General features: G+C 63.8%; 23 protein-coding genes and 1 tRNA gene. 18 read left to right on the top strand and 6 right to left on the bottom strand.

The window, feature by feature from the left end:
- Nucleotides 1-62: 62 nt before the first annotated feature.
- Nucleotides 63-455, top strand: a complete 393-nt coding sequence (locus AFIC_RS00405; RefSeq protein WP_275248765.1) for a DUF930 domain-containing protein — start codon at nt 63-65, stop codon at nt 453-455.
- Between the two features lie 199 nt (nt 456-654).
- Complete coding sequence (locus tag AFIC_RS00400) at nt 655-2,343, top strand: methyl-accepting chemotaxis protein (protein ID WP_275247233.1); 1,689 nt, start codon at nt 655-657, stop codon at nt 2,341-2,343.
- 57 nt (nt 2,344-2,400) lie between these two features.
- On the opposite strand, the gene AFIC_RS00395 is transcribed toward AFIC_RS00400, so the two are convergent.
- The gene (locus AFIC_RS00395) at nt 2,401-4,881 is read right to left on the bottom strand and encodes a glycogen/starch/alpha-glucan phosphorylase (protein WP_275247232.1); all 2,481 of its coding nucleotides are present in this window, start codon (nt 4,879-4,881) and stop codon (nt 2,401-2,403) included.
- Between the two features lie 298 nt (nt 4,882-5,179).
- Between AFIC_RS00395 and AFIC_RS00390 the strand changes: the two genes are divergently transcribed.
- The 7 genes from AFIC_RS00390 to ptsN all read left to right on the top strand — a co-directional run bounded on the left by AFIC_RS00390 (nt 5,180) and on the right by ptsN (nt 11,758).
- Nucleotides 5,180-5,794 carry a ribonuclease D gene (locus AFIC_RS00390; protein WP_275247231.1) on the top strand — a complete coding sequence of 205 codons (615 nt, stop codon included), beginning with the start codon at nt 5,180-5,182 and terminating at the stop codon, nt 5,792-5,794.
- Nucleotides 5,795-5,909: 115 nt separating this feature from the next.
- Entirely contained in the window at nt 5,910-6,614 is a 705-nt protein-coding gene (gene lptC / locus AFIC_RS00385; RefSeq protein WP_275247230.1) for an LPS export ABC transporter periplasmic protein LptC, read from the top strand.
- A gap of 31 nt (nt 6,615-6,645) precedes the next feature.
- On the top strand, nt 6,646-7,410 hold the full coding sequence (locus tag AFIC_RS00380; RefSeq protein WP_275247229.1) for an LptA/OstA family protein: 765 nt from the start codon (nt 6,646-6,648) through the stop codon (nt 7,408-7,410).
- A 140-nt stretch (nt 7,411-7,550) separates the two neighbouring features.
- Nucleotides 7,551-8,681, top strand: coding sequence for an LPS export ABC transporter ATP-binding protein (gene lptB, locus AFIC_RS00375; RefSeq protein WP_275247228.1), 1,131 nt, complete (start codon nt 7,551-7,553; stop codon nt 8,679-8,681).
- Between the two features lie 142 nt (nt 8,682-8,823).
- A complete protein-coding gene (gene rpoN, locus AFIC_RS00370; protein WP_275247227.1) occupies nt 8,824-10,458 on the top strand; it encodes an RNA polymerase factor sigma-54 in 1,635 nt (544 codons plus the stop codon).
- Between the two features lie 57 nt (nt 10,459-10,515).
- Nucleotides 10,516-11,127 (top strand): ribosome hibernation-promoting factor, HPF/YfiA family, encoded by a 612-nt coding sequence (hpf, locus tag AFIC_RS00365; protein ID WP_275247226.1) that lies wholly within the window; start codon nt 10,516-10,518, stop codon nt 11,125-11,127.
- Nucleotides 11,128-11,296: 169 nt separating this feature from the next.
- Nucleotides 11,297-11,758 (top strand): PTS IIA-like nitrogen regulatory protein PtsN, encoded by a 462-nt coding sequence (gene ptsN, locus AFIC_RS00360; RefSeq protein ID WP_275247225.1) that lies wholly within the window; start codon nt 11,297-11,299, stop codon nt 11,756-11,758.
- Between the two features lie 153 nt (nt 11,759-11,911).
- Here the strand turns inward: ptsN and ilvD are convergent, their stop codons facing one another.
- The 5 genes from ilvD to AFIC_RS00335 all read right to left on the bottom strand — a co-directional run bounded on the left by ilvD (nt 11,912) and on the right by AFIC_RS00335 (nt 15,509).
- Nucleotides 11,912-13,753, bottom strand: a complete 1,842-nt coding sequence (gene ilvD / locus AFIC_RS00355) for a dihydroxy-acid dehydratase (protein ID WP_275247224.1) — start codon at nt 13,751-13,753, stop codon at nt 11,912-11,914.
- A gap of 178 nt (nt 13,754-13,931) precedes the next feature.
- Nucleotides 13,932-14,204: a BQ00720 family protein gene (locus AFIC_RS00350; RefSeq protein WP_275247223.1), complete on the bottom strand. Its 273-nt coding sequence runs from the start codon at nt 14,202-14,204 to the stop codon at nt 13,932-13,934.
- Nucleotides 14,205-14,252: 48 nt separating this feature from the next.
- A complete protein-coding gene (locus AFIC_RS00345) occupies nt 14,253-14,678 on the bottom strand; it encodes an Hsp20 family protein (RefSeq protein ID WP_275247222.1) in 426 nt (141 codons plus the stop codon).
- A gap of 214 nt (nt 14,679-14,892) precedes the next feature.
- Nucleotides 14,893-14,968: transfer RNA gene (locus tag AFIC_RS00340), tRNA-Ala, on the bottom strand.
- Between the two features lie 124 nt (nt 14,969-15,092).
- On the bottom strand, nt 15,093-15,509 hold the full coding sequence (locus tag AFIC_RS00335; protein ID WP_275247221.1) for a TIGR02300 family protein: 417 nt from the start codon (nt 15,507-15,509) through the stop codon (nt 15,093-15,095).
- 152 nt (nt 15,510-15,661) lie between these two features.
- Between AFIC_RS00335 and aroA the strand changes: the two genes are divergently transcribed.
- The 9 genes from aroA (at nt 15,662) to trpA (ending at nt 24,610) form a co-directional block, all read left to right on the top strand.
- Complete coding sequence (aroA, locus tag AFIC_RS00330) at nt 15,662-16,993, top strand: 3-phosphoshikimate 1-carboxyvinyltransferase (RefSeq protein WP_275247220.1); 1,332 nt, start codon at nt 15,662-15,664, stop codon at nt 16,991-16,993.
- Entirely contained in the window at nt 16,990-17,619 is a 630-nt protein-coding gene (gene cmk / locus AFIC_RS00325; protein WP_275247219.1) for a (d)CMP kinase, read from the top strand. The genes aroA and cmk overlap by 4 nt, the downstream gene beginning before the upstream one ends.
- 408 nt (nt 17,620-18,027) lie before the next feature.
- Nucleotides 18,028-19,728: a 30S ribosomal protein S1 gene (gene rpsA / locus AFIC_RS00320; protein WP_275247218.1), complete on the top strand. Its 1,701-nt coding sequence runs from the start codon at nt 18,028-18,030 to the stop codon at nt 19,726-19,728.
- 161 nt (nt 19,729-19,889) lie between these two features.
- On the top strand, nt 19,890-20,870 hold the full coding sequence (sppA, locus tag AFIC_RS00315) for a signal peptide peptidase SppA (RefSeq protein WP_275247217.1): 981 nt from the start codon (nt 19,890-19,892) through the stop codon (nt 20,868-20,870).
- A 159-nt stretch (nt 20,871-21,029) separates the two neighbouring features.
- A complete protein-coding gene (locus AFIC_RS00310; protein WP_275247216.1) occupies nt 21,030-21,338 on the top strand; it encodes an integration host factor subunit beta in 309 nt (102 codons plus the stop codon).
- 56 nt (nt 21,339-21,394) lie between these two features.
- On the top strand, nt 21,395-21,769 hold the full coding sequence (locus tag AFIC_RS00305) for a LapA family protein (RefSeq protein ID WP_275247215.1): 375 nt from the start codon (nt 21,395-21,397) through the stop codon (nt 21,767-21,769).
- 43 nt (nt 21,770-21,812) lie between these two features.
- Nucleotides 21,813-22,490, top strand: coding sequence for a phosphoribosylanthranilate isomerase (locus AFIC_RS00300; protein WP_275247214.1), 678 nt, complete (start codon nt 21,813-21,815; stop codon nt 22,488-22,490).
- Nucleotides 22,491-22,559: 69 nt separating this feature from the next.
- A complete protein-coding gene (trpB, locus tag AFIC_RS00295) occupies nt 22,560-23,777 on the top strand; it encodes a tryptophan synthase subunit beta (RefSeq protein ID WP_275247213.1) in 1,218 nt (405 codons plus the stop codon).
- Nucleotides 23,774-24,610 (top strand): tryptophan synthase subunit alpha, encoded by an 837-nt coding sequence (trpA, locus tag AFIC_RS00290; RefSeq protein WP_275247212.1) that lies wholly within the window; start codon nt 23,774-23,776, stop codon nt 24,608-24,610. The genes trpB and trpA overlap by 4 nt, the downstream gene beginning before the upstream one ends.
- The last annotated feature ends 70 nt before the right edge of the window (nt 24,611-24,680 follow it).

Here is a 24,680-nt window from a genome sequence, read left to right as displayed (position 1 = left end):
CGCCCGTTTCGGCAAGCACATTACTGTAAGAGAATCTTCCAGGAGTGGCTTTGAGAGTGGCTTTGAAATACGCGCTTATAGTTGTGGCCGCCGTGCCCGCGCTCCGGGTTGCTCCGGCTGCCGCCGTCGATGCCCGGTTTTACAACAGCCTGAAGCGGCTCGATCCCGAGACCAGACTCGAACAGGTCTGCGACATCGAGGCGATGAACCGGATCGACCGCGATCCCACCCCCTACCATCCCGACCGCGCCAAGAGCGACGTGCTGAGCACGCCGCGCCACGTCGGCGACACGGTGAAGGGCAATGGCGGCGCCTTTCGCAGCAAGGGCAAGTGGTACGCTTACTCCTTCACTTGCAAGGGATCGCCGGACCACTACAAGGTGCTGTCGTTCAGCTACAAGATCGGCGGGCCGATTCCCGAAACCAAGTGGGCATCGTACGGGCTCTGGCGCTAATCGTGGCGTGCGGCTTGCGTTTCATATGCTGGCTCATCGAGATCGTTTGAAAGCGGCCCGATCCATGCTGGCCGCTTATTATATTAGAATTACCTAATTTAACTCTTTTTCGAGAAATGGTCCGTTAAACAGGACGAGCGTCCATCGCTTGTCTGTCGAGCCTTGTCTTCGGCAAGGATCATCGATTCATGGGTCATTCATGCCAAACATCTCGATCCGGTCAAAATTGATCGCCGTCATTGCTCTGCTTCTTCTGTCGATGGCGGGGCTTGGAGCTATCGCACTTCATAGCGTTCAGGTTCTGAGCGGTCATACGGCGAACATTACCAGGGTCTGGCTGCCAAGCGTTCGTCATCTCGGCGAATTGCGCTCTGCAATCAATTTGAACCGCGCGCAGCTCCGGGCCTACATGATGGCTGATAATGACAAGGAGCGCGCCACTCTCGACAAGGTTATGAAAAAGACCCTCGCGTTAATCGCGCAGACGCGCGATTCTTACGTGGCGCTGGTGTCTTCGCCGCAGGAGCGCGAGCTGTTCAACGACTGGTCGCGCGCCTGGACAAAATATGTCGAGGAGACCGATGCCGTTTTGGCGCTGTCCCGAAAGGGCGATGCTGCCTCCGCTCAGCAGGCCAGAGACCTTTTCATCAAGACGGTTCGTCCGGTGGCGAACGAATCGGACGGGTATCTGACGAAAGCCATCGAGATCAATGATAACGGCGCGAAAGCAGAAACGAGAAACGCAGAAGAGGGCCACCTTTGGGCTTTCAGGATCGTTTGCTCCGTCCTTGTGATGGCTATCCTTCTGGCCGCCATCGCGGGCTTTCTGTTTATTCGCGACATTTCATCTTCCATCGGCTCGATTGTCCGCCCGATGCGGGCGCTTGGTCGCGGTGATCTGACAGCCGAAATTCCACAGGGCGGAGAAAAGACGGAAATCGGATCGATGGCGGTGGCGTTGCAGATTTTCAAGGATGCGTTGATCGCCAAGAAAGCGGCGGACGAGGCAGCCGCCCGTGATGCCCAAGGGAAGATCGAGCGCGCCAAACGTCTTGAGGCATTGACCACGCAGTTCGAGGCAGCGATCGGTGAAATCGTGGAAACTGTTTCCGAAGCATCGTGCGGGCTGGAGGCTTCCGCCGACAGCCTGACGCGGACGGCAGATCGTTCGCGTGAACTTGCCACGTTTGTGACCTCGGCGTCGGAAGAGGCTTCGGCCAATGTCCAGTCGGTGGCTTCGGCGACCGAGGAGTTGTCGTCTTCGGTTTCCGAGATCAGCCGTCAGGTTCAGGAATCCGCAGAAATTGCGAAGGAAGCCGTTGCCCAGGCGCACCTGACGGATGAGCATGTCGGCGAGCTCTCCAAGGCCGCAACCCGAATCGGCGATGTGATCGAGTTGATCAATACGATCGCAGGCCAGACCAATCTGCTGGCGCTGAACGCCACTATCGAAGCGGCGCGGGCGGGTGAGGCCGGACGGGGGTTTGCCGTCGTGGCCGCCGAGGTGAAGGCTTTGGCCGAGCAAACGGCCAAGGCAACCGGCGAAATCGATCAGCAGATCTCGGGGATTCAAGCCGCGACGCAGCAGTCGGTCGGGGCGATCAGGGTGATCGGACGCACGATCGAACGGCTGTCCGAAATCTCGTCGGCGATTGCGGCGGCTGTCGAAGAACAGGGTGCGGCGACGCAGGAGATCGCGCGCAACGTGCAGCACGCGGCGGAAGGCACGCAGCAGGTGTCGTCCAACGTCACGGAGGTCCAGCGTGGCGCGATCGCGACCGGATCGGCCTCGTCGCAGGTTCTCGCCGCGGCGCAATCCCTGGCGCAGGACTCCGGCCGGCTGAAATCAGAGGTCGTGAACTTCATCAGCGCCGTGCGGGTGGCTTGAGCGAAGATCGGCGGGTTGAAGGGAAGCCTTGGGGACGGTGAGCTGAGTGTTTGCTCTTCACACACCCCAGATGTCGTCGGCATAGTCGCGGATGGTGCGGTCGGCCGAGAACCAGCCCATCCGCGCGGTGTTGAGGATCGCGGACATTTCCCACGCGGCATGCCCCCAGCGTGTGTCCACCAGCGCCTGGGCGCGATGGTAATCGTCGAAGTCCGCCGACACCATGTAGTGATCGAGATAGCGCAGGCTGTGCGCGATCGGTGCGAAGCGCGCCGGATCGTCGGGCGAGAACGCGCCGCGGTCGATCGCCTCGATCACGCGCGCCAGCATCGGCGAGGCGGCGATGGCGTCGGACGCGTCCAGCCCCATGCTGCGGCGCTCTGCCACCTGAGCGGCGGTCATCCCGAAGATGAAGATGTTATCCGCGCCGACCTGATCGCGGATTTCGATATTGGCGCCGTCGAGCGTGCCGATGGTGAGCGCGCCGTTGAGCGCGAGCTTCATGTTGCCGGTGCCGGAGGCTTCCATGCCCGCGGTTGAGATCTGTTCCGACAGATCGCAGGCCGGCACCATCATCTCCGCCGCGCTGACATTGTAGTTCGGCACGAACGCCACCTTCAGCAGGCCGCGAATCGATTCGTCACGGTTCACCGTGTCCGCGATGTCGTTGATGAGCTTGATGATCAGCTTGGCCTGATGGTAGCTCGGCGCGGCCTTGCCCGCGAAGATTTTCACGCGCGGCACCCAGTTCGCACCGGGGTTGTCGCGGATCGCGAGATAGCGCGCGATGGTGTCGAGCGCGTTGAGCAACTGGCGCTTATATTCGTGGATGCGCTTGATCTGGATGTCGAATAGCGCCGCCGGATCGAGGCGCAGCGATAGCGTGCGCTCGACCATGCCCGCGAGCGCGACCTTGTTGTGCTGCTTGATGGCGCGGAAGCGCTCCTGAAAGGCCGCATCATTGGCATAGGGCTCGAGTCCGGTCAGCGCCGCGGGGTCGTCGAGTACGCGGTCGCCGCAGACCTCGCGCAACAGCGCGGTGAGGTCCGGATTGCACTGGTGCAGCCAGCGCCGGAAGGTGATGCCGTTGGTCTTGTTGGTGATGCGGTCGGGATAGAGCGTGTTGAGGTCGGCGAACACCGTATGCTTCATCAGTTCCGAATGCATCGCCGAGACGCCGTTGATGCGGTGCGAGCCGATGAAGGCGAGATGGCCCATGCGCACGCGGCGGCCGCCGGTCTCGTCGATCAGCGAGGTCGCCGCGCGAAAACGGATGTCGCCGGGCCGCTGCCGCTCGGCGGCGGCGAGGTTGTCGGCGTTCAGCCGGTAGATGATGTCGAGATGGCGCGGCAGCAGCCTCTCGAACAGTTCGACCGGCCAGCTCTCCAGCGCCTCCGGCAGCAGCGTGTGGTTGGTGTAGGCGACGGTCTGCGATACGATCCGCCGCGCCTGTGGCCACGGCACGTCATGATGATCGATCAGAAGCCGCAGCAGTTCCGGCACCGCGAGGCTCGGATGTGTGTCGTTGAGCTGGATCGCGGCATGTGACGCCAGCGTGCGGATGTTGCCCTGCTCGCGCAGGTGGCGCGCGACGATGTCCTGCAACGAGGCGGAGACGAAGAAATATTCCTGCCGCAGCCGCAACTCCTTGCCCGCCGCCGTCTCGTCGCTCGGATAGAGGAATTTCGAGATCGCTTCCGCGCGCGTGCGCTGGTTGGAGGCGGCCGCATAGTCGCCACGGTTGAAGGCGTCGATGTCGAGCGGAGCCACGGGCCGCGCCGACCACAGCCGCAGCGCGTTGACATGCGCGCCACGCCAGCCGACGATCGGTGTGTCGAACGCCGCCGCGCGCACCGTCTCGCCCGGTATCCATGTGACGGAATCGCCCCGCGCGGAGGGATGATGTTCGATGCGCCCGCCGTACTGGACGTCGTAGCACACCTCGAACCGCTCGAACTCCCACGGGTTGCCGCCCTCCAGCCAGCATTCGGGAAATTCCTGCTGCCAGCCATGCGCGATGGCCTGCCGGAACAGGCCATGTTCGTAGCGGATGCCGTAACCGATGGCGGGGATCGCAAGGCTCGCCATGCTCTCCATGAAGCAGGCGGCGAGGCGGCCGAGTCCGCCATTGCCGAGTGCCGCGTCCGGCTCGATGTCCTTGACGTCGGCGAAGTCGACGCCGAGGTCGCGCAGCGCGCGGACATAGGTCTCCATCAATTGCAGATTGCTCAGCGCATCGGTGAGCAGGCGGCCGATCAGGAATTCCAGCGACAGATAATAGACGCGCTTTTTTCCCGCGATGCGCGTCTCGCGCACGCCCGGCAGCCAGCGCGCGGCGATGCGTTCGCGCAATGTCAGTGCTGCGGCGAGATACCAGTCGTGCATCGTCGCGCGCTCGATCTCATGGCCCAGCACGCGCGTGATCCTGGCCCTGATCTCGTCGCGAACAGCCGCCACATCGTAGTCGCTCGGACGCTCCCGCGCGGGCGCGCTGTTCGAAAGCCCGGTCTTGGGGAGCGCAGTCCTGACAATATTCAAGCCGCCACCCTCACTTTGGTGCGTGATCGCAAACTCATCCCGCACGACAAACCGGAGAGCGGCGGGATGGGTTCCAGAACAAACAAAGATTAAGGCCACAGGCGGGAGGTGGGGGCGCGCCGGCAAACAAAATTGCGGGCGCACAAAATATCAAGCCATTGATTTTTATTTGTTTTTTAAAAACTTGCATGAAATCCGCTAAAAATTTGCTTTCTGCCGCCAGTTGGGATTTTTCAGCTTCAGGATTTTTCAGGGTTGGCAGGCTAGTTTGCCAACCATTCGATTCGGAACACGCAACATGACCATCCGGCTGCACCGCGGCGACCTGCCAGACCTTTCGCGCTACACGGACTCCGTCGCGATCGACACCGAAACCCTCGGTCTCAACCCGCATCGCGACCGGCTGTGCGTGGTGCAGCTTTCGAACGGCGACGGCAGCGCCGATGTCGTGCAGATTCCGGCGGGCCACACCGACGCCCCCAACCTGAAGAAGCTGCTCGGCGATCCCGCGATCACCAAGCTGTTTCATTTCGCCCGGTTCGACATCGCCGTGCTGTACCATGCCTTCGGCGTGATGGCGCAGCCGGTCTATTGCACCAAGATCGCCTCGAAGCTGGTGCGCACCTATACCGACCGGCACGGCCTGAAGGATCTGGTGCGCGAGATGCTCGGCGTGGAGATTTCCAAGCAGCAGCAGTCCAGCGACTGGGGCGCTGCGTCATTGTCGGAAGCGCAACTGACCTACGCCGCTTCCGACGTGCTGCATCTGCATGCGCTGCGCGACAAGCTCGACGCCATGCTCGCGCGCGAGAATCGCGAACCTCTGGCGAAAGCCTGCTTTGAATTCCTGCCGACACGCGCGAGGCTTGATCTGCAAGGCTGGGAAGAAACCGATATTTTCGCGCATTCGTAAAGAGCGCGCATTGTCCGAAAGCCGCGATGCCCGAAAGGCAGGGGCCCTGCGCGGCCGTTCGCGGCCCTTATATTGTCGCGATAGCGCGTAAACCTGATAGCGTAACCCGGGAACCATGGTGGCCACACAGACGCCGGCATATCAGGGAAACGATCCCCGCTTCGTGCGCGCCGCGCGCCACAGCCGCCGCGTGCGCTGGCTGCGCCGCGCCGTGCCTGCGGTGGTGATCCTGTCGCTGGCGCTCATCGTCGGCGCGTCGGTGTTCAATCCGTTCCGCTTCCTTAAAAAACTGCCGATCGATCTCAGCAAGCTGTCGGTCTCGGGTACCAAGATCACGATGGATGCGCCGCATCTCGCGGGCTATCTGCCCGACCGGCGGCCCTATGAAGTGTGGGCGAAGGCCGCGACGCAGGATGTCACCGACCCGACCAAGGTGGACATGCTCAGCATCCGCGCGCAGGTGGAGATGCAGGACAAGTCGACGCTGCGGGTGGACGCGCAGAACGGCCATTTCGACACCAAGACGCAACTGCTCGATCTCGCCAACGACATTCTCTTGCAGACAACCAGCGGTTCTGAGGCGAAGCTCACGCAGGCGCGCGTCGATCTCGCGACCGGCATCATCAGCTCGGACCAGCCGGTGGCGGTAAAGTTCACCAACGGCACGCTGAACTCGCAGAATTTGCGCATCACCGATCACGGCGCGTCGGCGGTGTTCGGCGGCGGCGTGACGATGCTGCTCGATCCGCCCGCGGACAAGACCAATGCCGCCGCCACGGCGGGGGGCGCGCCCGCCGATGCACCTGCGGAATCCCAATGAGGCGGCGATTGAAATCGGATATGGATGCACGATGCGAGTAACGGGACACAATCTGTCAGGCGGCCGGAAGGCGCGCGCGGTGTGCCGCCGCGCGGCGCTGGGCCTGTCCGTGTTCATTGCTGTTTTCTCGGCGTTCGCGGTGTGTGTGTCCGCCGCGCAGGCGCAGACCAGCACGGTGTCCGGCGTGCCGAACGCGGTGCAGGGCTTCTCGAAGAATCGCGGCCAGCCGATCCAGATCGATGCGCTCTCGCTCGAGGTGCGCGACAAGGACAAGATCGCGACCTTCTCCGGCAATGTGAAAGTCGTGCAGGGCGACACCACGATGCGCTCGAAGACGCTCGTGGTGTTCTACGATCAGGACAAGGCGGGGGCGAAGCCGGGCATGAAGACGGCGCAGCCGGGGCCGGGCGGCAATTCGAGCGTGCGGCGGCTGGAAGCGCGCGGCGGCGTCGTCGTCACGCAGAACGATCAGACCGTGACCGGCGAGACCGGCATCTTCGACATGAAGACCAACACCGTGACGATGACCGGCGGCGTGGTGCTGACCAAGGACAAGAACGTGCTGAAGGGCGACCGGCTGGTGGTGGATATGACGACCGGCGTCTCGCGCGTCGAATCCAGCGGCGGGCGCGGCGTCTCCGGCCTGTTCAATTCCACTTCGCCTAACAAGAATGGCGGCGGGCTCAGCCTCGTGCCCGGCTCAAGTCCCAAGACGGAGAACGCGCCGTCCTCGCGCGCTCCCGGAAAACCGATGAAACTCAATAACTTGCAAGGCCGTTCGGGATCGCGCGGTTGAACCTTGGCCCGCGAGCCTATATCAAAGGGCGGGGACGGATTCTGACAGGCGGGGTGCCGGCGCGCCTCTCACGCCGCGGGGTCGCAAGCTGGCAAGCCAGGCTTTGAAACAAGCCAGTCTTTGAAAGGCCGATCGAGCGGATGGTGGATCTCCTGCGCATGTTTCGCCGCCGTGCCCCTTCGCGGGGCAAGCAGGGCTTTGGCCGCGCCAAAGGCGATATCAAAAGTGACATCAAGGGCGACATCACCTCGTTCAGCGCCCGCATGGGCGACATGTTCAAGGGCGGGAAGAGCGATCCCGCGCCGCAGCCCGCATCGCGGCAGCCGTTTCAGTTGACCGAACAGCAGCAGCAATGGGCCTCCTACAGCGAGATGGCGGTCATGCTGACGGAGGATGATGTGACATCCTTCGAGCGCACGTCGCCGCCGATCCCGCGCGGCGATGCGCGGCGCCCGCCACAGCCAGAGTCACGACAAGCGCAGCAACGGCAGCCCCAGCAAAGGCCACCGCAACAGGGTAGGGCCGCAGCGCAGCGTTCGCAGCCGCGCGCCGGATATCTTGCCGTGCACGGCATCGAGAAAAGTTTCGGCACCCGCAAGGTGGTGCGCGGCATCAACATCTATGTGCGTCGTGGCGAGGCGGTCGGCCTGCTGGGCCCGAACGGCGCGGGCAAGACCACGGCCTTCTACATGATCACCGGCCTTATCAAGGCCGACAAGGGCCGCATCGAACTCGACGGCTACGATGTCACGAATCTTCCGATGTATCAGCGCGCGCGGCTCGGCATCGGCTACCTGCCGCAGGAAGCCTCTATTTTCCGGGGACTTTCGGTCGAGGACAACATTCGCGCGGTGCTGGAAGTCGCCGAGCCCGACCGGCGCAAGCGCGAATACGAACTGGATTCGCTGCTGGAGGAATTCAACATCGTGCGGCTGCGCAAGTCGCCGTCGATCGCGCTGTCGGGCGGCGAGCGCCGCCGCGTCGAGATCGCGCGCGCTCTGGCGACCAAGCCGAACTACATGCTGCTCGACGAGCCGTTCGCGGGCATCGACCCGATCGCGGTCGGCGACATCCAGCAGCTGGTGCGCCACCTCACCAATCGCGGCATCGGCGTCTTGATCACCGATCATAATGTGCGCGAGACGCTCGGCCTCACCGACCGCGCCTACATCGTCTATGCCGGCGAGGTGCTGACCGAGGGCCAGCCCGAGGAGATCGTCAACGATCCCGACGTGCGCCGTCTCTACCTCGGCGAGGAATTCCGCCTGTAGTTCCGGCGGTACCGCCCGGCGGGAGGACACAGCCGCCCGTTGCGGGCGAAAACTCAGTCCCGTCAAGTCATATACAGGGGCATTTAAAAGAGCTAAGCAAGAATTGGACCAATTGGCCCGACTCTTCAGGCTGGATGCCATAATGGCGCTGACGCAACGCTTGGAATTTCGCCAGTCGCAAGCACTGGTGATGACGCCGCAGTTGATGCAGGCGATCAAGCTGCTGCAATTGTCCAATCTCGATCTGGTGGCGTTCGTCGAGGGCGAGCTGGAGCGCAATCCGCTTCTGGAGCGTAACGACGAAGAAGCGCCGGTGCGCGGCGAAGGCGCGGCAGGGGAACAGGATTTTTCCGGAAATGACGATGGCGGGGACGACCAGCCGGGCAGCGAGCCTGCGCGCGGCCCCGGCGAGCCGTCCGACGACTGGATGAATCGCGAACTCGGCAGCCGCGCCGAGATCGAACAGACCTTCGACACCAGCATGGACAACGTCTTCACTGAGGAGCCTTCGGAGACGGCGACGCGCGCGGCGCAGGATGCCGCGCCGACCTCCTACACCGAATGGGGCGGCGGCGCTTCCAGCGACGAGGACTATAATCTGGAGGCTTTCGTCGCCGCCGAAACCTCGTTGCAGGATCATCTGGCCGAACAGCTCGCGGTCGCGCTGACCGATCCCGCGCAGCGCATGATCGGCCAGTACCTGATCGATCTCGTCGATGAGGCGGGCTATCTGCCGCCGGATCTCGGCGAAGCCGCCGACAAGCTCGGCACCACTCAGAAAGCCGTCGATGATGTGCTCGCGGTGTTGCAGACGTTCGATCCGCCGGGCATCTGCGCGCGGACTCTGAGCGAGTGCCTCGCGATCCAGTTGCGCGAGCGCGACCGATATGATCCGGCGATGCGCGCTCTGGTCGAGCATCTCGATCTGCTGGCGAAGCGCGAGATCGCGGCTTTACGAAAAATCTGCGGCGTCGATGACGACGACATCGCCGACATGATCGGCGAGATCCGTCATCTCGATCCCAAGCCCGGATTGAAATTCGCGACCGGGCGGACGCAAACGGTGGTGCCCGACGTCTATGTGCGGCCGGGGCCGGACGGCGGCTGGCTCGTCGAACTCAACAGCGACACGCTGCCCAAGGTGCTCGTCAACCAGTCCTATTACGCGAGCCTCACCAGGACGCTGCGCAAGGACGAGGACAAGTCCTATTTCGCCGATTGCTTGCAGAACGCAACCTGGCTGGTGCGCGCGCTCGATCAGCGCGCGCGGACCATCCTGAAAGTGGCCACCGAGATCGTGCGCCAGCAGGATGGCTTCTTCACGCGCGGCGTTGCGCATTTGCGCCCGCTCAACCTCAAGGCGGTGGCGGACGCGATCCAGATGCACGAATCGACGGTGTCGCGCGTCACCGCCAACAAATACATGGCGACGAATCGCGGTATCTTCGAATTGAAATATTTCTTCACTGCGTCCATCGCTTCCGCCGACGGCGGCGAGGCGCATTCGGCCGAATCCGTGCGGCATCGCATCAAACAGATGATCGATGCCGAGGAGCCGAACGATATTCTGTCAGACGACACGCTGGTGGAACGCTTGCGCGCTGAGGGCGTTGATATTGCCCGGCGCACCGTGGCGAAATACCGGGAAGCTCTGAGGATACCGTCATCCGTTCAGCGCCGCCGTGAAAAGCGTTATGCGCTTGGTCAAGTTTCCGGCCATTCCGGAGCCGCAACCCCTTCTTCCAGCGACCGGCCGCGCGACATAGCTCCCGCTTGACGGTTTGCCGGGCAATGGCATTGTGGGGATGTTGAAACAAGACGACGAGGTGCGTTCATGACGCTTCGAGTTTCCGGCAAAAGCATCAACATCGGTGAAGCCATTCGCGGTCGTGTGGAAGGTCGAACGGAAGAGGTGTTACGAAAATATTTCGACGGGAATTATTCGGGGCATTTCACTTTCAGCAAGGATGGTTTCGGCTTCAAGGCGGATTGCGCGCTGCATCTGGATTCCGGCGTGACGCTAGAGGCCGACGCAATGGCCGCCGATGCCTATGCCAGCGCGGATCAGGCACTCATCCAGATCGAGAAGCGGTTGCGCCGCTACAAGAGCCGGCTCAAGGATCGCTCCGCGCGCAAGGCGCATGCGGAATCCGAAGCGATCGCGGCGATGGGTCTCGCCGGCATCGACGCATCGAGCTACGTGCTCGAAGGACCCTCCTACGATGAAGACGATGACGAGGTCACCGCGTTCAATCCGGTGGTGATCGCGGAATCGACTCAGGCGCTGCGGCGCTTTTCGGTCAGCGAGGCGGTGATGGAGCTCGACATGACGGGCGCGCCCGTCATCGTGTTTCAGCATGGCTCGAGCGGACGGGTGAATATCATTTACCGTCGTTCCGACGGCAATGTCGGCTGGATCGATCCCCCGGCGGCGAAGTCATCGTGAGCGGAATTTGGGGTCGAAATAGCCCCGGTAAGACCTTGACGCCCTGCCGGGCCCTCCCTATGGTCCGCCGCCTCGACGGACCCGGGGCGGGTCCGTTCGGATCAGGCCGGTTACCGGCTTCCCGCCTTTTAACGGCTTACGGTTTCACCCTTCACGCGCGGACAGCTCCATGACGATCACCGATCTGGTTGCGCCGGAAGCGATTCTTCCCGCGCTCAAGGTCAACAGCAAGAAGCAGGCGTTGCAGGAACTGGCGGCGCGTGCGGCTGAACTGACCGGACAGAACGAGCGCGCGATCTTCGAAGTGTTGCTTCAGCGCGAGAAGCTCGGCACCACGGCTGTCGGCTACGGCATCGCCATCCCGCACGGCAAGCTGCCGAAACTTGAAAAATTGTTCGGTCTGTTCGCACGGCTTGAGCGGCCGATCGATTTCGAGGCGATGGATGGCGCACCGGTCGATCTTCTGTTCCTGCTGCTCGCGCCGGAAGGCGCAGGCGCCGATCATCTCAAGGCTCTGGCGCGCGTCGCGCGTCTGTTGCGCGATCAGGAAGTCGCCAAGAAGCTGCGCGCCTCGAGCGACGCGCAGGCGCTCTATTCGGTGCTGGCGCTGCCGCCCGCGAGCGCGGCGTAAGATTCACCCCACTCACTTCCGCACTCACTCGTCATTGCAGGGCTTGACCCGGCAATCCATCTTCTTGGCTCGACTCTTTTTTAGTTTTTAGATGGATGCCCGGATCAAGTCCGGGCATGACAAATACTGGGTTTGTCGGAATGAGGGACGACCTCAATCCCGAACGACGCGCACCGCGCCGAGCGCGGCGCTGGTGGCGTGCGCGGCGTAGGCCTTCAGCGCCATCGTCACGCGCCGCGTGCGCGGGCCGGGCTTCCATGCCTTGTCGCCGCGCGCATCCATCGCCGCGCGACGGCGCTGCAACTCGGCGTCATCGACGGCGAGATGAACCTTGCGGTTCGGAATGTCGAACTCGATCAGGTCGCCTTCTTCCACGAGTCCGATGGCGCCGCCTTCGGCGGCTTCCGGCGAGACGTGGCCGATCGATAGTCCCGACGAGCCTCCGGAGAAGCGGCCGTCGGTGATCAGTGCGCACTGCTTGCCGAGGCCCTTCGATTTCAGATAGCTCGTCGGATACAGCATCTCCTGCATGCCGGGGCCGCCGCGCGGTCCCTCGTAGCGGATCAGCACGACGTCGCCGGCCTTGATCCTGTTGCCGAGGATCGCTTCCACCGCCGCATCCTGACTCTCGAAGATGCGCGCGGTGCCTTTGAACTTGAGAATGCTGGTATCGACGCCCGCCGTCTTTACGATGCAGCCGTCGCGCGCGATATTGCCGAACAGCACCGCGAGGCCGCCGTCCTTGAGGAACGCGTGTTCGGCATCGCGGATGCAGCCTGTGGCGCGGTCGGTGTCGAGGTCGTCGTAGCGGCGATCCTGACTGAACGCGACCTGCGTCGGCACGCCGCCCGGCGCCGCGCGATAGAAGGTGCGCACGCTGTCGCTCTTGGTGCGCATCACGTCCCAGCGATCCAGCGCATCCTTCAGGCTCTTGCTGTGGACGTTCGGCAGGCTGGTGTCGATCAGCCCGGCTCGGTCGAGCTCGCCGAGAATGCCCATGATGCCGCCGGCGCGATGCACGTCTTCCAGATGCACGTTGGCGACCGCGGGCGCGACCTTGCACAGCACCGGCACGCGGCGCGACAGCCGGTCGATGTCGGCCATCGTGAACGGCACTTCGCCCTCATAGGCGGCGGCGAGCAGATGCAGCACGGTGTTGGTCGAACCGCCCATCGAGATGTCGAGCGTCATCGCGTTCTCGAACGCCTTGAAGCTCGCGATGTTGCGCGGCAGCGTGGTCTCGTCGTTCTGCTCGTAATAACGCCGCGCGAGATCGACGATCAGGTGACCCGCCTCGACGAACAGGCCCTTGCGGTCGGCATGGGTGGCGAGCACCGAGCCGTTGCCCGGCAAAGCGAGGCCGAGCGCCTCGGTGAGGCAGTTCATCGAATTGGCGGTGAACATGCCGGAGCACGAGCCGCAGGTCGGGCAGGCCGAACGCTCGATTGCATCCACCTCGGCGTCGGTCACGCTGTCGTCGGCGGCGGCGACCATCGCGTCGATCAGATCGACTGCCTTAACGGTGTCGTTCCACTTCACCTTGCCAGCTTCCATCGGCCCGCCGGACACGAACACGGTGGGGATGTTGAGGCGCAGCGAGGCCATCAGCATGCCGGGCGTGATCTTGTCGCAGTTCGAGATGCAGACCATGGCGTCGGCGCAATGCGCATTGACCATGTATTCGACGCTGTCGGCGATGATCTCGCGCGAGGGCAGGCTGTAGAGCATGCCGTCATGGCCCATGGCGATGCCGTCATCGACCGCGATGGTGTTGAACTCCTTGGCGACGCCGCCCGCCTTCTCGATCTCGCGCGCCACGAGCTGGCCGAGGTCCTTGAGATGGACGTGGCCCGGCACGAACTGCGTGAACGAGTTCACCACCGCGATGATCGGCTTGCCGAAATCCTCGGTCTTCATGCCGGTGGCGCGCCACAGGCCGCGCGCGCCGGCCATGTTGCGGCCATGGGTGGATGTGCGGGAACGATAGGGAGGCATTTTGGAATTCCTCAAGGACAATTGATTGGTTCCATACGCGCCTGTGGCGGCGAAGCCAATAAGGCGTGCGGATAGCTGCCATACGCGGGCGGGCGAGGGCGGCCGGGCATGCAAAAGGCGGCAACGCTTTCGCGCTGCCGCCTCGAAACTCGTCCATGGGCCGTTCAGCCGAACGGGATCAGTGCAGGCTGACGGTCTGAAGCTCGTTGCTCCAGGCGTTGGCGATCGCGGCCTCGCGGCTGTCGGTCAGCATGATCGGCGTGCCATCGGCGGCGTGCAGCGCGAACAGCGTCACGCCCGGCGCGATTTCGGGTGCCTGTGGGAACAGGCTAGGGACGTCCTCGGAACGGATTTGCTTGACGTAGGCGAGATGACCCTCGCCCAGCGCGGCCAGCGCCTCCAGCGAAACCGGTGATTGATCTCTTGGCTCGTGGTGCAGAATAGTAGCCATGTCCTCGACTCCTTCTAAGTCAGACAGCGGTCGAGTCCGCCCATTGCATTATTCGTGTTCATTGATGGCTATCGTCTTAACGATCCGCTCGGGTTCCGGCCTTGCGAGATCTACCGACAACAGCCCGTTCTTCAGGTCCGCGCCAAGCACGTACATCCCCTCTGCCAGCACGAAGGTGCGCTGGAAGTGGCGCGCGGCGATGCCGCGATGGATGTATTGCCGGGCCTTGTCGTCCTGCTGGCGGCCACGGATGACGAGTTGGTTTTCCTCAATGGTTACATCGAGTTGGTCGCGGGTGAAGCCCGCCACCGCCAGCGTGATACGCAGCTTTTCGGGCTGGCCGCTGCAACGCTCGCATCGCTCGATGTTGTAGGGAGGATACCCGTCGGCGCCTTTCACGACGCGGTCGAGCGCACGCTCGATCTCGTCGAATCCCAGCAGGAACGGACTGGATAACGAAGGAACACGCGACATTCCAAAGTCCTCTCGAAGCGACTTTGCCAGGCGTTGCGCCCGGATGGGCGTTCCGCCAAGGGCCCTTTCGGCACCCTTCGCCGGGGAGCGTTCCCGCCCGTCCAGCTTCAACCGATATGGCGATGTTCGGGCGGCTGTTCAAGGCCGGGGCGGCCCGCGGGACAGGCCATGCACGACAAGATGCCTGATTTGTGGGGAGGTGGGGAAGGGCGGTTGGTGGAGCCAGGCGGGATCGAACCGCCGACCTCTTGCATGCCATGCAAGCGCTCTCCCAGCTGAGCTATGGCCCCTTAAGTCACCGCGTTCGGATGGGTCCGATGCGTCTGGCGGAGGGAACAGGCCGTTGGCCGGTGCCCGTGAATCGTCAGGACCGACCTGAAACCACGTTTCAGGCCGTATCTCAAGTCTCTTGTCTCAGGATTCCTCGTCGCCGGAGACGTCGCCGATGATGTCGGTGACGTCCTCGTCTTCTTCCTCGTCTTCGGCGATGAAGGTGGAATCGTCATCGTCGTCGTCGATGGAGTCGTCAACCTCGATGTCGTCCTCGGATTCCGGCACGTTCGCCTTGACCTTGCCGGTGTTCTCCTCGGCGTCGGCCTCTTCCAGCGAGACCAATTCTTCCTCGTTCTCCGCGACTTCGGTTTCCTGCGAGGCTTCGGAGGCGGCGGCGCGCGCGGCGGCGTCGTTGCGCGCACCACGGGGCGGCGCGATCGGCGCGATCGGCACGATTTCGCCCGTGTAGGGCGAGATCACCGGGGTCTTGTTGAGGTCATAGAACTTCTTGCCCGTCACAGGGCAAGTGCGTTTGGTTCCGAGATCGGCTTTGGCCACGGGCGAGGATCCTGGGAATTTCAAAAAAAGCGGTGCTTCACTTGGGCGGTTGCGGCGGCTCTGTCAATAGTACTCTGGCTCCTCGCCGCAGGACGGGTGACGTATCCCGGCACCCATGGTAGGAGCCGTTCAAATTGTAGAGGAATTTCGCCGTGAGCCAGTCCGTTGAGCCGACCCCTCTGGAGGCGCGAGGCGCGGGTCCCCTGACCGGAAAGGTCCGGGTGCCGGGCGACAAGTCGATCTCCCATCGTGCCCTGATTTTGGGTGCGCTCGCGGTCGGCGAAACGAAGATCACCGGACTTCTCGAGGGCGAGGACGTCCTCAACACCGCCAAGGCGATGGCGGCGCTCGGCGCGAAGGTGGAGCGGACCGGCGCGGGCGCGTGGTCCGTCCACGGCGTCGGCGTCGGCGGCTTCAAGGCCCCGGAGGCGCCGCTCGATTTCGGCAACAGCGGCACCGGCTGCCGTCTGGCGATGGGCGCGGTCGCGGGCTCTCCTATTGCTGCGACCTTCGACGGCGACGCCTCGCTGCGCTCGCGGCCGATGCGGCGGATTCTCGATCCGCTGGAATTGATGGGCGCGGTTGTGTCGGGTGGCGATGGAAAACGCCTGCCGCTGACGCTCGCCGGCGCGAAGGATCCGATCCCGATGGCCTACCGCACGCCGGTGGCCTCGGCGCAGATCAAGTCGGCCGTATTGCTCGCGGGACTGTCCGCGCCGGGCGTGACGACGGTGATCGAGACCGAAGCCAGCCGCGATCACACCGAACTGATGCTGAAGCAGTTCGGTGCCGAGATCAGGGTCGAAAAGGACGGCGCGCACGGACGCCGCATCACGCTCACCGGCCAGCCCGAACTGCACGGGGTGAGCGTCGAGGTGCCGGCCGATCCGTCCTCGGCGGCGTTTCCGCTGGTCGCCGCATTGATCGTGCCGGACTCGGATTTGACCCTCACCGACGTGATGACGAACCCGTTGCGTACGGGGCTTTTCACGACCTTGCGGGAAATGGGCGCGTCGATCGAGGAGAGCGACGTGCGCGACGCCGGCGAGCCGATGGCGAATTTGCGCGTGCGCGCCTCGAAACTGCGCGGCGTTACCGTGCCGCCGGAGCGCGCGCCCTCGATGATCGACGAATATCTCGTGCTCGCGGTCGCCGCCGCTTTCGCGGAAGGCACCACGCGGATGCGCGGCTTGCAGGAATTGCGCGTCAAGGAATCCGACCGGCTGGAAGCCACCGCCGACATGCTGCGCGTCAACGGCGTCAAGGTCGGGATCGAGGGCGACGACCTCATCGTGCATGGCGAGGGCTTCGTGCCGGGCGGCGGCCTTGTGAAGACGCACATGGATCACCGCATCGCGATGTCGGCGCTGGTGATGGGCTGCGCTTCGGAAGCACCGGTCAAGGTGGACGATACCGCCTTCATCGCCACGAGCTTCCCCGATTTCATTCCGATGATGCGCGCGCTGGGGGCGGATTTCTCATGATCATCGCCATCGACGGACCCGCGGCATCGGGCAAGGGCACGCTCGGCAAGCGCCTCGCGCATCATTACGGTTTTCGTCATCTCGACACCGGCGTGATCTATCGCGCGGTGGCGCAGGCGCTCCTTGAAGCGGGCGCGGCGCTGACGGACGAGGCGGCGGCGGTGGCGGCGGCGATGGAACTCGACCCGGAAAAATTCGGCAATCCCGTGCTCAAGACGCAGAGCGTTGGCGATGCCGCCTCCGTCGTCTCCGCGATCCCGGAAGTGCGCAAGGCGCTGGTCGATTTCCAGCGCCAGTTCGCCGCAGGCCCGCCGGGCGCGGTGCTCGACGGCCGCGACATCGGCACCGTGATCTGCCCCGACGCTGACGTGAAGATTTTCGTCGTCGCCGACCCGAAGGTGCGGGCGCATCGCCGCACGCTGGAAGCGCGCGCGCGCGGCGAGGCCGCCGACGAGGCGCTGGTGCTCGCCGACATCCTCAAGCGCGACGAGCGCGACAAGAACCGCGCGACAGCGCCGCTGCGTCAGGCTGACGACGCCCATGTGCTGGACAATTCCCGCCTCGACATCGAGGGCGGCGTGCGCGCCGCGATCGCGATCATCGAGCGGGTCCGGGCCGGGAAATAGAGGAACTTCGGGACCGCGTGCCGGAAACAGGCCGGAATCGCCCGAAATCGAGCCAAAAGGGCCATTTTGCAGCCCCCCGCGACGATTCCAGCCTTGCCCCAAAAGGGATGTAGGGCTATATCGCCCCGGTTCGGGTTACTCGACAGGATCGAGGCCATTCCCGAGCGGGCCGGCACCGGGTCGATCCCTGCCGTCATTGGAGGAAAGCCCGCTCTGAAGGTCTTTGAGGTCGAATTTTATTTCAAGACCCCGACGGAAATCATCGCATCGCTCGTGCAGGCACAGGCCGGCCCGCTCTCGTGAACCGTGAAGGTTGGCGAGGCGGTCGTCAAAGGTTGCGGACCTTTGGCCCTTCCCGCGCGATGCGCCATCAACCCAACACCGGCCAACCCGCGATCTGGAGAACCAATGGCTTCGACTGCATCTTCCTATAACCCGAGCCGCGAGGATTTCGCGGCGATGCTCGATGAATCCTTTTCGGGCGGCAACCTTCAGGAAAGCTCTGTCATCAAGGGCAAGGTTGTGGCGATCGAGAAGGACATGGCCGTCATCGACGTCGGCCTGAAGACCGAAGGCCGCGTGGCGCTTCGCGAGTTCAACGGCCCCGGCCGCGAGAACACCATCAAGGTCGGCGACGAAGTCGAAGTCTTCCTGGACCGGATCGAAAACGCCCTCGGCGAAGCCGTGCTGTCGCGCGACAAGGCGCGCCGCGAGGAAAGCTGGGGCAAGCTCGAGAAGGCGTTCAACGCCAACGAGAAGGTTCACGGCGTCATCTTCAATCAGGTCAAGGGCGGCTTCACCGTCGACCTCGACGGCGCTGTGGCGTTCCTGCCGCGCTCGCAGGTCGACATTCGCCCGATCCGCGACGTCGGCCCGCTGATGAACAATTCGCAGCCGTTCCAAATTCTGAAGATGGATCGCCGCCGCGGCAACATCGTCGTCTCCCGCCGCACGGTTCTCGAAGAGACCCGCGCCGAGCAGCGCCAGGAACTGGTGCAGAACCTCGAAGAGGGTCAGGTGATCGACGGCGTCGTCAAGAACATCACCGATTACGGTGCGTTCGTTGACCTCGGCGGCATCGACGGCCTGCTGCACGTCACCGACATCGCGTGGCGCCGCGTCAACCATCCGACCGAGGTGCTGACCATCGGCCAGACGGTGAAGGTCAAGATCATCAAGATCAACCACGAGACCCACCGCATCTCGCTCGGCATGAAGCAGCTGCTGGACGATCCGTGGCAGGGCATCGAGGCGAAGTATCCGCTCAACGCCCGCGTCACCGGCCGCGTCACCAACATCACCGACTACGGCGCGTTCGTCGAACTGGAGCCGGGCATCGAAGGCCTGATCCACGTCTCGGAGATGTCGTGGACCAAGAAGAACATGCATCCCGGCAAGATCGTTTCGACCTCGCAGGAAGTCGAAGTGCAGGTGCTGGAAGTGGATTCGGCCAAGCGCCGCATCTCGCTCGGTCTCAAGCAGACCATGCGCAATCCGTGGGAAGTGTTCGTCGAGAAGTTCCCGGTCGGCGCGACCGTGGAAGGCGAGGTCAAGAACAAGACCGAGTTCGGCCTGTTCCTGGGTCTCGACGGCGACGTCGACGGCATGGTGCATCTGTCCGACCTCGACTGGAAGCAGCCGGGCGAGCAGGTGATCGACAACTTCAAGAAGGGCGACATGGTCAAGGCCGTGGTGCTCGACGTGGATGTCGAGAAGGAGCGCATTTCGCTCGGCGTCAAGCAGCTCGAAGGCGACCCCTTCGCGGAGCCTGGCGACGTCAAGAAGGGCGCGGTCGTGACTTGCGAAATCCTCGACGTGAAGGAAGCCGGCATCGACGTGCAGATCGCCGGCACCGACTTCACCACCTTCATCAAGCGTTCGGAACTCGCGCGCGATCGCAACGACCAGCGCGCCGAGCGCTTCGCCGTCGGCGAGAAGGTCGATGCCCGCGTCATCCAGTTCGACAAGAAGGCCCGCAAGGTCCAGGTGTCGATCAAGGCGCTTGAGGTGGCCGAGGAGAAGGAAGCCATCGCGCAGTACGGATCTTCGGATTCGGGCGCGACGCTGGGCGACATTCTCGGCAACGCGCTGAAGAAGCGCGACAAGTAAGCCTTGTCATCATTGTTGCGGAAAGGGCCCCGGTTTCGGGGCCCTTTTTGTTTGCAGAGAGTTGCACGGGGAAGAGTTCAAATTGTCTCGTATTTGATGTATCCCGATCACTCAATCTCAAGCACTGAGCGGGGATAACGCGCCGCCCACCGGAGAGCCGCATGTCGTTCGAATCCGACCTGATCGTTGACCGCCGCCGCATTCGCCGCAAGCTGACGTTCTGGCGCGTGGTGAGCGGCCTGCTCGTGATCGCCGCGGTGGTCGGGGGCGGAATGCTGCTCACGCCCGCCGGGCGACAGGCGCTGACCGGCAAGGACGCCATCGCCCGGATCAAGATCGAAGGGCTGATCCGCAGCAACGACGAGCGCGTCGCGGCACTGGAGCGGCTGGAGAAATCGAACGCCGCCGCCGTCATCGTGCACATCAATTCGCCCGGCGGCACCACGGCGGGCTCCGAGCAGTTGTTCGACGCGCTGACGCGGCTGAAGGCGAAGAAGCCGCTGGTCGTCGTGGTCGAGGGTCTGGCGGCTTCGGGCGGCTACATCACGGCGCTGGCGTCCGATCACATCATCGCGCAGCAGACCTCGCTGGTCGGCTCGATCGGCGTGCTGTTTCAGTTTCCGAATTTCGCCGACCTGCTGAAGACCGTCGGCGTCAAGGTCGAGGAGGTGAAGTCGGCGCCGCTGAAGGCCGCGCCGAACGGCTTTGAGCCGACCTCGCCGGAAGCGCGCGCCGCGCTCGACGCGCTGGTGAAGGATTCCTTCGCCTGGTTCAAGGATCTGGTGAAGACGCGGCGGCACATGGACGACGCCACGTTGCAGACCGTCTCCGACGGGCGCGTGTTCACCGGCCGCCAGGCTGTGGGGCTGAAGCTGATCGACGAACTCGGCGACGAGAAGACGGCGGTGAAATGGCTGCTGGCCCAGAACAAGATCAAGAGCGACCTGCCGGTGCGCGATTACAAGCTCGCGCCGCGCTTTTCCGACATGACGTTCCTGCGCGCGGCGGCGGCGATGGCGTTTGAATCGCTCGGGCTGCCCACGGTGGCGCGGTTTGTCGGCGGTAACGGCGCGGCGAGCCTGAGTGAGCAACTGCAACTCGAAGGCATGCTGGCATTGTGGCGGCCCGCGGGCACGAATTGAATGGCTGAATCACGTTTCATCGGCCCGTCGAGACCTCCAAGTGAGCGAATGCTTTCAATTGTCACGCAAAATCGCTCTCGTCTTGGGCGTTATGCGACTTGACAGTTCAAGGCTTTTTCAAGGAAATGTCACCCGCAACGACCGCGAGCCTCCGAACCGATGATCAAATCAGAACTCGTTCAGCGCATTGCCGAGCATAATCCGCATCTCTACCAGAGGGACGTGGAGAACATCGTCAACGCGATCCTCGAGGAGATCGTCTCGGCATTGTCGCGCGGCGATCGTGTCGAACTGCGAGGTTTCGGCGCTTTCTCTGTGAAGCATCGCCCGGCGCGCGCGGGCCGCAATCCGCGCACCGGCGAGCACGTGCCTGTCGAGCAGAAGAGCGTGCCGTTCTTCAAGACCGGCAAGGAAATGCGTGAACGGCTCAACCGCAACGGCCTCGACGGGGAAGCCGCGGCGTCCTGATCGCTTCGCGCGGCGCCCTCGCGCGCTGATATGCCGGACCATTCGGGAAGGACGGGATGCGCAAGATCGTCAACACCGTGCTGATCGTGCCGCTCGCATTGGTGTTGCTTGCCTTCGCGCTCGCCAACCGCCGCTTCGTCACGGTGTCGTTCAACCCCTTCGATTCCGGCGATCCTTCGTTTGCCCTGGCGCTGCCGCTGTTCATCGTCATCGTCGCCGCCGCGATGCTGGGGGTTCTGGCGGGCGGGCTGGCGGTCTGGTTCGGGCAGCGCCGTCACCGCAAGGCGGCCCGCCGGCTGGAGGCGGAGGCCGCGCAGGCCCGCGCCGAGCTGGCGGAATTGCGGCGGAATCCGGCTTTTCCGGCTCCTTCGCCCCGGCCCGGCGTTCCGCCGCTGGCCATTGCACAAGACAAGCAGCACGCGACGTTGTAGAACGCGCCTTCCCTGCTTGGATCGCTTAACCCAGCTCAACCTCATGTCCCTGATCGTGAAAATCTGCGGCCTGTCCGAACCGGAGACGCTTGATGCGGCTCTGGACGCTGGCGCCGACATGGTGGGCTTCGTGTTCTTTCCGCCCTCGCCGCGCCATCTGTCGCTGGAGGCGGCGCGCGATCTCGGCCGCCGCGTCAAGGACCGCGCGGGCAAGGTGGCGCTGACGGTCGATGCCGACGACGCCACCATCGCCAACATCGTCGAGACGCTGCGCCCGGACTGGCTGCAACTGCACGGGCGTGAAAGCGTGGCGCGCATCCGCGACCTCAAGCAGCAATTCGGCCTGCCGGTGATGAAGGCGATCCCGGTGGAGAGCCGCGACGATCTCGCCGCCGTCGCGGGCTATGCCGCCGTCGCGGACCGCATTCTGTTCGATGCCCGCGCGCCGAAGGATGCCACCCGTCCCGGCGGGCTCGGCGTGCCGTTCGACTGGCGCATTCTGGAAGATCTAAAACTGGGCAAGCCGTTCTTTTTGTCGGGCGGTCTCAACGCGGGCAACCTCGCGCAGGCGATCAATATTGCTCGTCCGCAGGGTATCGACGTGTCGTCCGGCGTCGAGCGCGCGCCCGGCGTCAAGGACGCCAACATGATCCGCGCCTTCATCGGCGCGGCGCGCGGGGCCGAGGCCAGCCTGCATACGGCGACAGCCAATGCGGGATAATTTCGCAGTATCGCATCATCAATAAGACGTGGATGGCCGGACTGAATCCGGCCATGACGAAGGTTAGATATGAGCTTGGCAAAACCCAATTCCTTCCGTTCCGGCCCCGATGAACGCGGCCATTTCGGCACCTTCGGCGGCCGCTTCGTCGCCGAAACGCTGATGCCGCTGATCCTCGATCTGGAAAAAGCCTATGCGCAGGCCAAGGCCGATCCGGCGTTTCAGAAGGAGATGAACGCCTATTTGAAGGACTATGTCGGCCGTCCGTCGCCTTTGTATTTCGCCGAACGGCTCACCGAACATCTCGGCGGCGCGAAAATCTATCTGAAGCGCGAGGAGCTGAACCACACTGGCTCGCACAAGGTCAACAATGTGCTCGGCCAGATCATGGTCGCGCGCCGCATGGGCAAGAAGCGCATCATCGCCGAGACAGGTGCTGGGCAGCATGGCGTCGCCACCGCGACGCTGTGCGCGCGCTTCGGGCTCGAGTGCATCGTCTACATGGGCGCGGTCGATGTCGAGCGGCAACAGCCGAACGTGATCCGCATGGAGATGCTGGGCGCGAAAGTGGTGCCGGTGCAGTCCGGCACGCGCACGCTCAAGGATGCGATGAACGATGCGCTGCGCGATTGGGTCACCAACGTCGCGACCACGTTCTATTGCATCGGCACGGTGGCGGGTCCGCATCCGTATCCGGCGATGGTGCGCGATTTCCAGTCGATCATCGGGCACGAGACGCGCGCGCAGATGATGGACGCCGAAGGCCGCCTGCCGGATTCGCTCGTCGCCTGCATCGGCGGCGGCTCCAACGCGATGGGACTGTTTCATCCGTTCCTTGACGATCCCTCCGTCGAGATTTTCGGCGTCGAGGCCGCAGGCCATGGTCTCACCAATCTGCACGCGGCCTCGCTCGCGGGCGGGCGTCCCGGCGTGCTGCACGGCAACCGCACCTATCTCTTGATGGATGACGACGGCCAGATTCAAGACGCGCATTCGATCTCGGCGGGCCTCGATTATCCCGGCATCGGTCCCGAGCATGCATGGCTGCACGAGACCGGCCGCGTGACGTATCTGTCCGCGACAGACGAGGAGGCGCTCGCCGCGTTCCAGTTGCTGTCGCGGCTGGAAGGCATCATTCCGGCGCTGGAGTCGGCGCATGCGATTGCCAAATTGTCAGAACTCGCGCCGAAACGTCCGCGCGATCATCTGATGGTCGTCAATCTCTCCGGCCGTGGCGACAAGGACGTGCCGCAGGTCGGCGATATTCTGCGGGGGCGCAAGTCATGACCACGCGCCTCGACACCCGTTTCGCCGAACTGAAGAAAGAGGGCCGCGCGGCGCTCGTCACCTTCTTAATGTGCGGCGACCCGGACCTCGCAACCTCGCTCGAAATCCTCAAGGCGCTGCCGAAGGCGGGCGCCGACGTGATCGAGATCGGCATGCCGTTCACCGATCCGATGGCGGACGGTCCCGCGATTCAGGCCGCGGGCCTGCGTGCACTCAAGTCTGGCACCACGCTGAAAAAGACATTGCAGGTGGTGCGCGACTTCCGCGCGACCGAGCCCGCGACGCCGGTCGTGCTGATGGGCTACTACAATCCGATCTTCATCTACGGCGTCGATAAGTTTCTGGTGGACGCGAAAGCCGCCGGTGTCGATGGCCTCATCGTGGTCGATCTGCCGCCGGAGGAAGACGAAGAGCTTTGCATTCCCGCGCTGAAGGCGGGCGTGAACTTCATCCGTCTCGCGACGCCGACCACCGACGACAAGCGCCTGCCGGCGGTGCTCGCCAATACCTCGGGCTTTGTCTATTACGTCTCCATCACCGGCATCACCGGCTCGGCCGCTGCCGACGACAAAGAGGTCGGCGAGGCGGTGGCGCGGATCAAGCGTCACACGCAACTTCCGGTCTGCGTCGGTTTCGGCATCCGCACGCCGGAGGCTGCGGCGCGCATCGCGCGGCATGGCGAGGGCGCGGTGGTCGGCTCGGCGCTGATCGATGCGCTGCGCGCCACGCTCGATGCGGACGGGAAAGCCAGCGCGAAGACGGTCCCGGCGGTCACAGATTTGGTGGCGGCGCTCGCTGCCGGAGTGCGCGGGTCAAAGCCCGGCGCGCAATAGATTTATTTGAAAATGTTCGGGTTGCCCGGCCCGCGCCGGGCGTCCATATATCGGCTGAATTGAAGCGGGA

It is taken from the genome of [Pseudomonas] carboxydohydrogena (assembly GCF_029030725.1).
GTDB classification, from domain to species: Bacteria; Pseudomonadota; Alphaproteobacteria; order Rhizobiales; family Xanthobacteraceae; genus Afipia; species Afipia carboxydohydrogena.
The sequence above is the reverse complement of the archived record's forward strand: the minus strand, read 5'-3'. Positions and strand labels throughout refer to the sequence as shown.

Excerpts from the sequence above, each read along its gene's own strand:
- AFIC_RS00400 (WP_275247233.1), top strand. The coding sequence starts at position 655 with ATGCCAAACATCTCGATCCGGTCAAAATTGATCGCCGTCATTGCTCTG.
- ptsN (WP_275247225.1), top strand. The coding sequence starts at position 11,297 with ATGACGATCACCGATCTGGTTGCGCCGGAAGCGATTCTTCCCGCGCTC.
- AFIC_RS00305 (WP_275247215.1), top strand. The coding sequence starts at position 21,395 with ATGCGCAAGATCGTCAACACCGTGCTGATCGTGCCGCTCGCATTGGTG.
- hpf (WP_275247226.1), top strand. The coding sequence starts at position 10,516 with ATGACGCTTCGAGTTTCCGGCAAAAGCATCAACATCGGTGAAGCCATT.
- trpA (WP_275247212.1), top strand. The coding sequence starts at position 23,774 with ATGACCACGCGCCTCGACACCCGTTTCGCCGAACTGAAGAAAGAGGGC.
- AFIC_RS00350 (WP_275247223.1), bottom strand. The coding sequence starts at position 14,204 with ATGGCTACTATTCTGCACCACGAGCCAAGAGATCAATCACCGGTTTCG.
- AFIC_RS00310 (WP_275247216.1), top strand. The coding sequence starts at position 21,030 with ATGATCAAATCAGAACTCGTTCAGCGCATTGCCGAGCATAATCCGCAT.
- lptB (WP_275247228.1), top strand. The coding sequence starts at position 7,551 with ATGGTGGATCTCCTGCGCATGTTTCGCCGCCGTGCCCCTTCGCGGGGC.
- sppA (WP_275247217.1), top strand. The coding sequence starts at position 19,890 with ATGTCGTTCGAATCCGACCTGATCGTTGACCGCCGCCGCATTCGCCGC.
- AFIC_RS00380 (WP_275247229.1), top strand. The coding sequence starts at position 6,646 with ATGCGAGTAACGGGACACAATCTGTCAGGCGGCCGGAAGGCGCGCGCG.
- AFIC_RS00300 (WP_275247214.1), top strand. The coding sequence starts at position 21,813 with ATGTCCCTGATCGTGAAAATCTGCGGCCTGTCCGAACCGGAGACGCTT.
- rpoN (WP_275247227.1), top strand. The coding sequence starts at position 8,824 with ATGGCGCTGACGCAACGCTTGGAATTTCGCCAGTCGCAAGCACTGGTG.
- ilvD (WP_275247224.1), bottom strand. The coding sequence starts at position 13,753 with ATGCCTCCCTATCGTTCCCGCACATCCACCCATGGCCGCAACATGGCC.
- AFIC_RS00345 (WP_275247222.1), bottom strand. The coding sequence starts at position 14,678 with ATGTCGCGTGTTCCTTCGTTATCCAGTCCGTTCCTGCTGGGATTCGAC.
- trpB (WP_275247213.1), top strand. The coding sequence starts at position 22,560 with ATGAGCTTGGCAAAACCCAATTCCTTCCGTTCCGGCCCCGATGAACGC.
- cmk (WP_275247219.1), top strand. The coding sequence starts at position 16,990 with ATGATCATCGCCATCGACGGACCCGCGGCATCGGGCAAGGGCACGCTC.
- lptC (WP_275247230.1), top strand. The coding sequence starts at position 5,910 with ATGGTGGCCACACAGACGCCGGCATATCAGGGAAACGATCCCCGCTTC.
- AFIC_RS00390 (WP_275247231.1), top strand. The coding sequence starts at position 5,180 with ATGACCATCCGGCTGCACCGCGGCGACCTGCCAGACCTTTCGCGCTAC.
- rpsA (WP_275247218.1), top strand. The coding sequence starts at position 18,028 with ATGGCTTCGACTGCATCTTCCTATAACCCGAGCCGCGAGGATTTCGCG.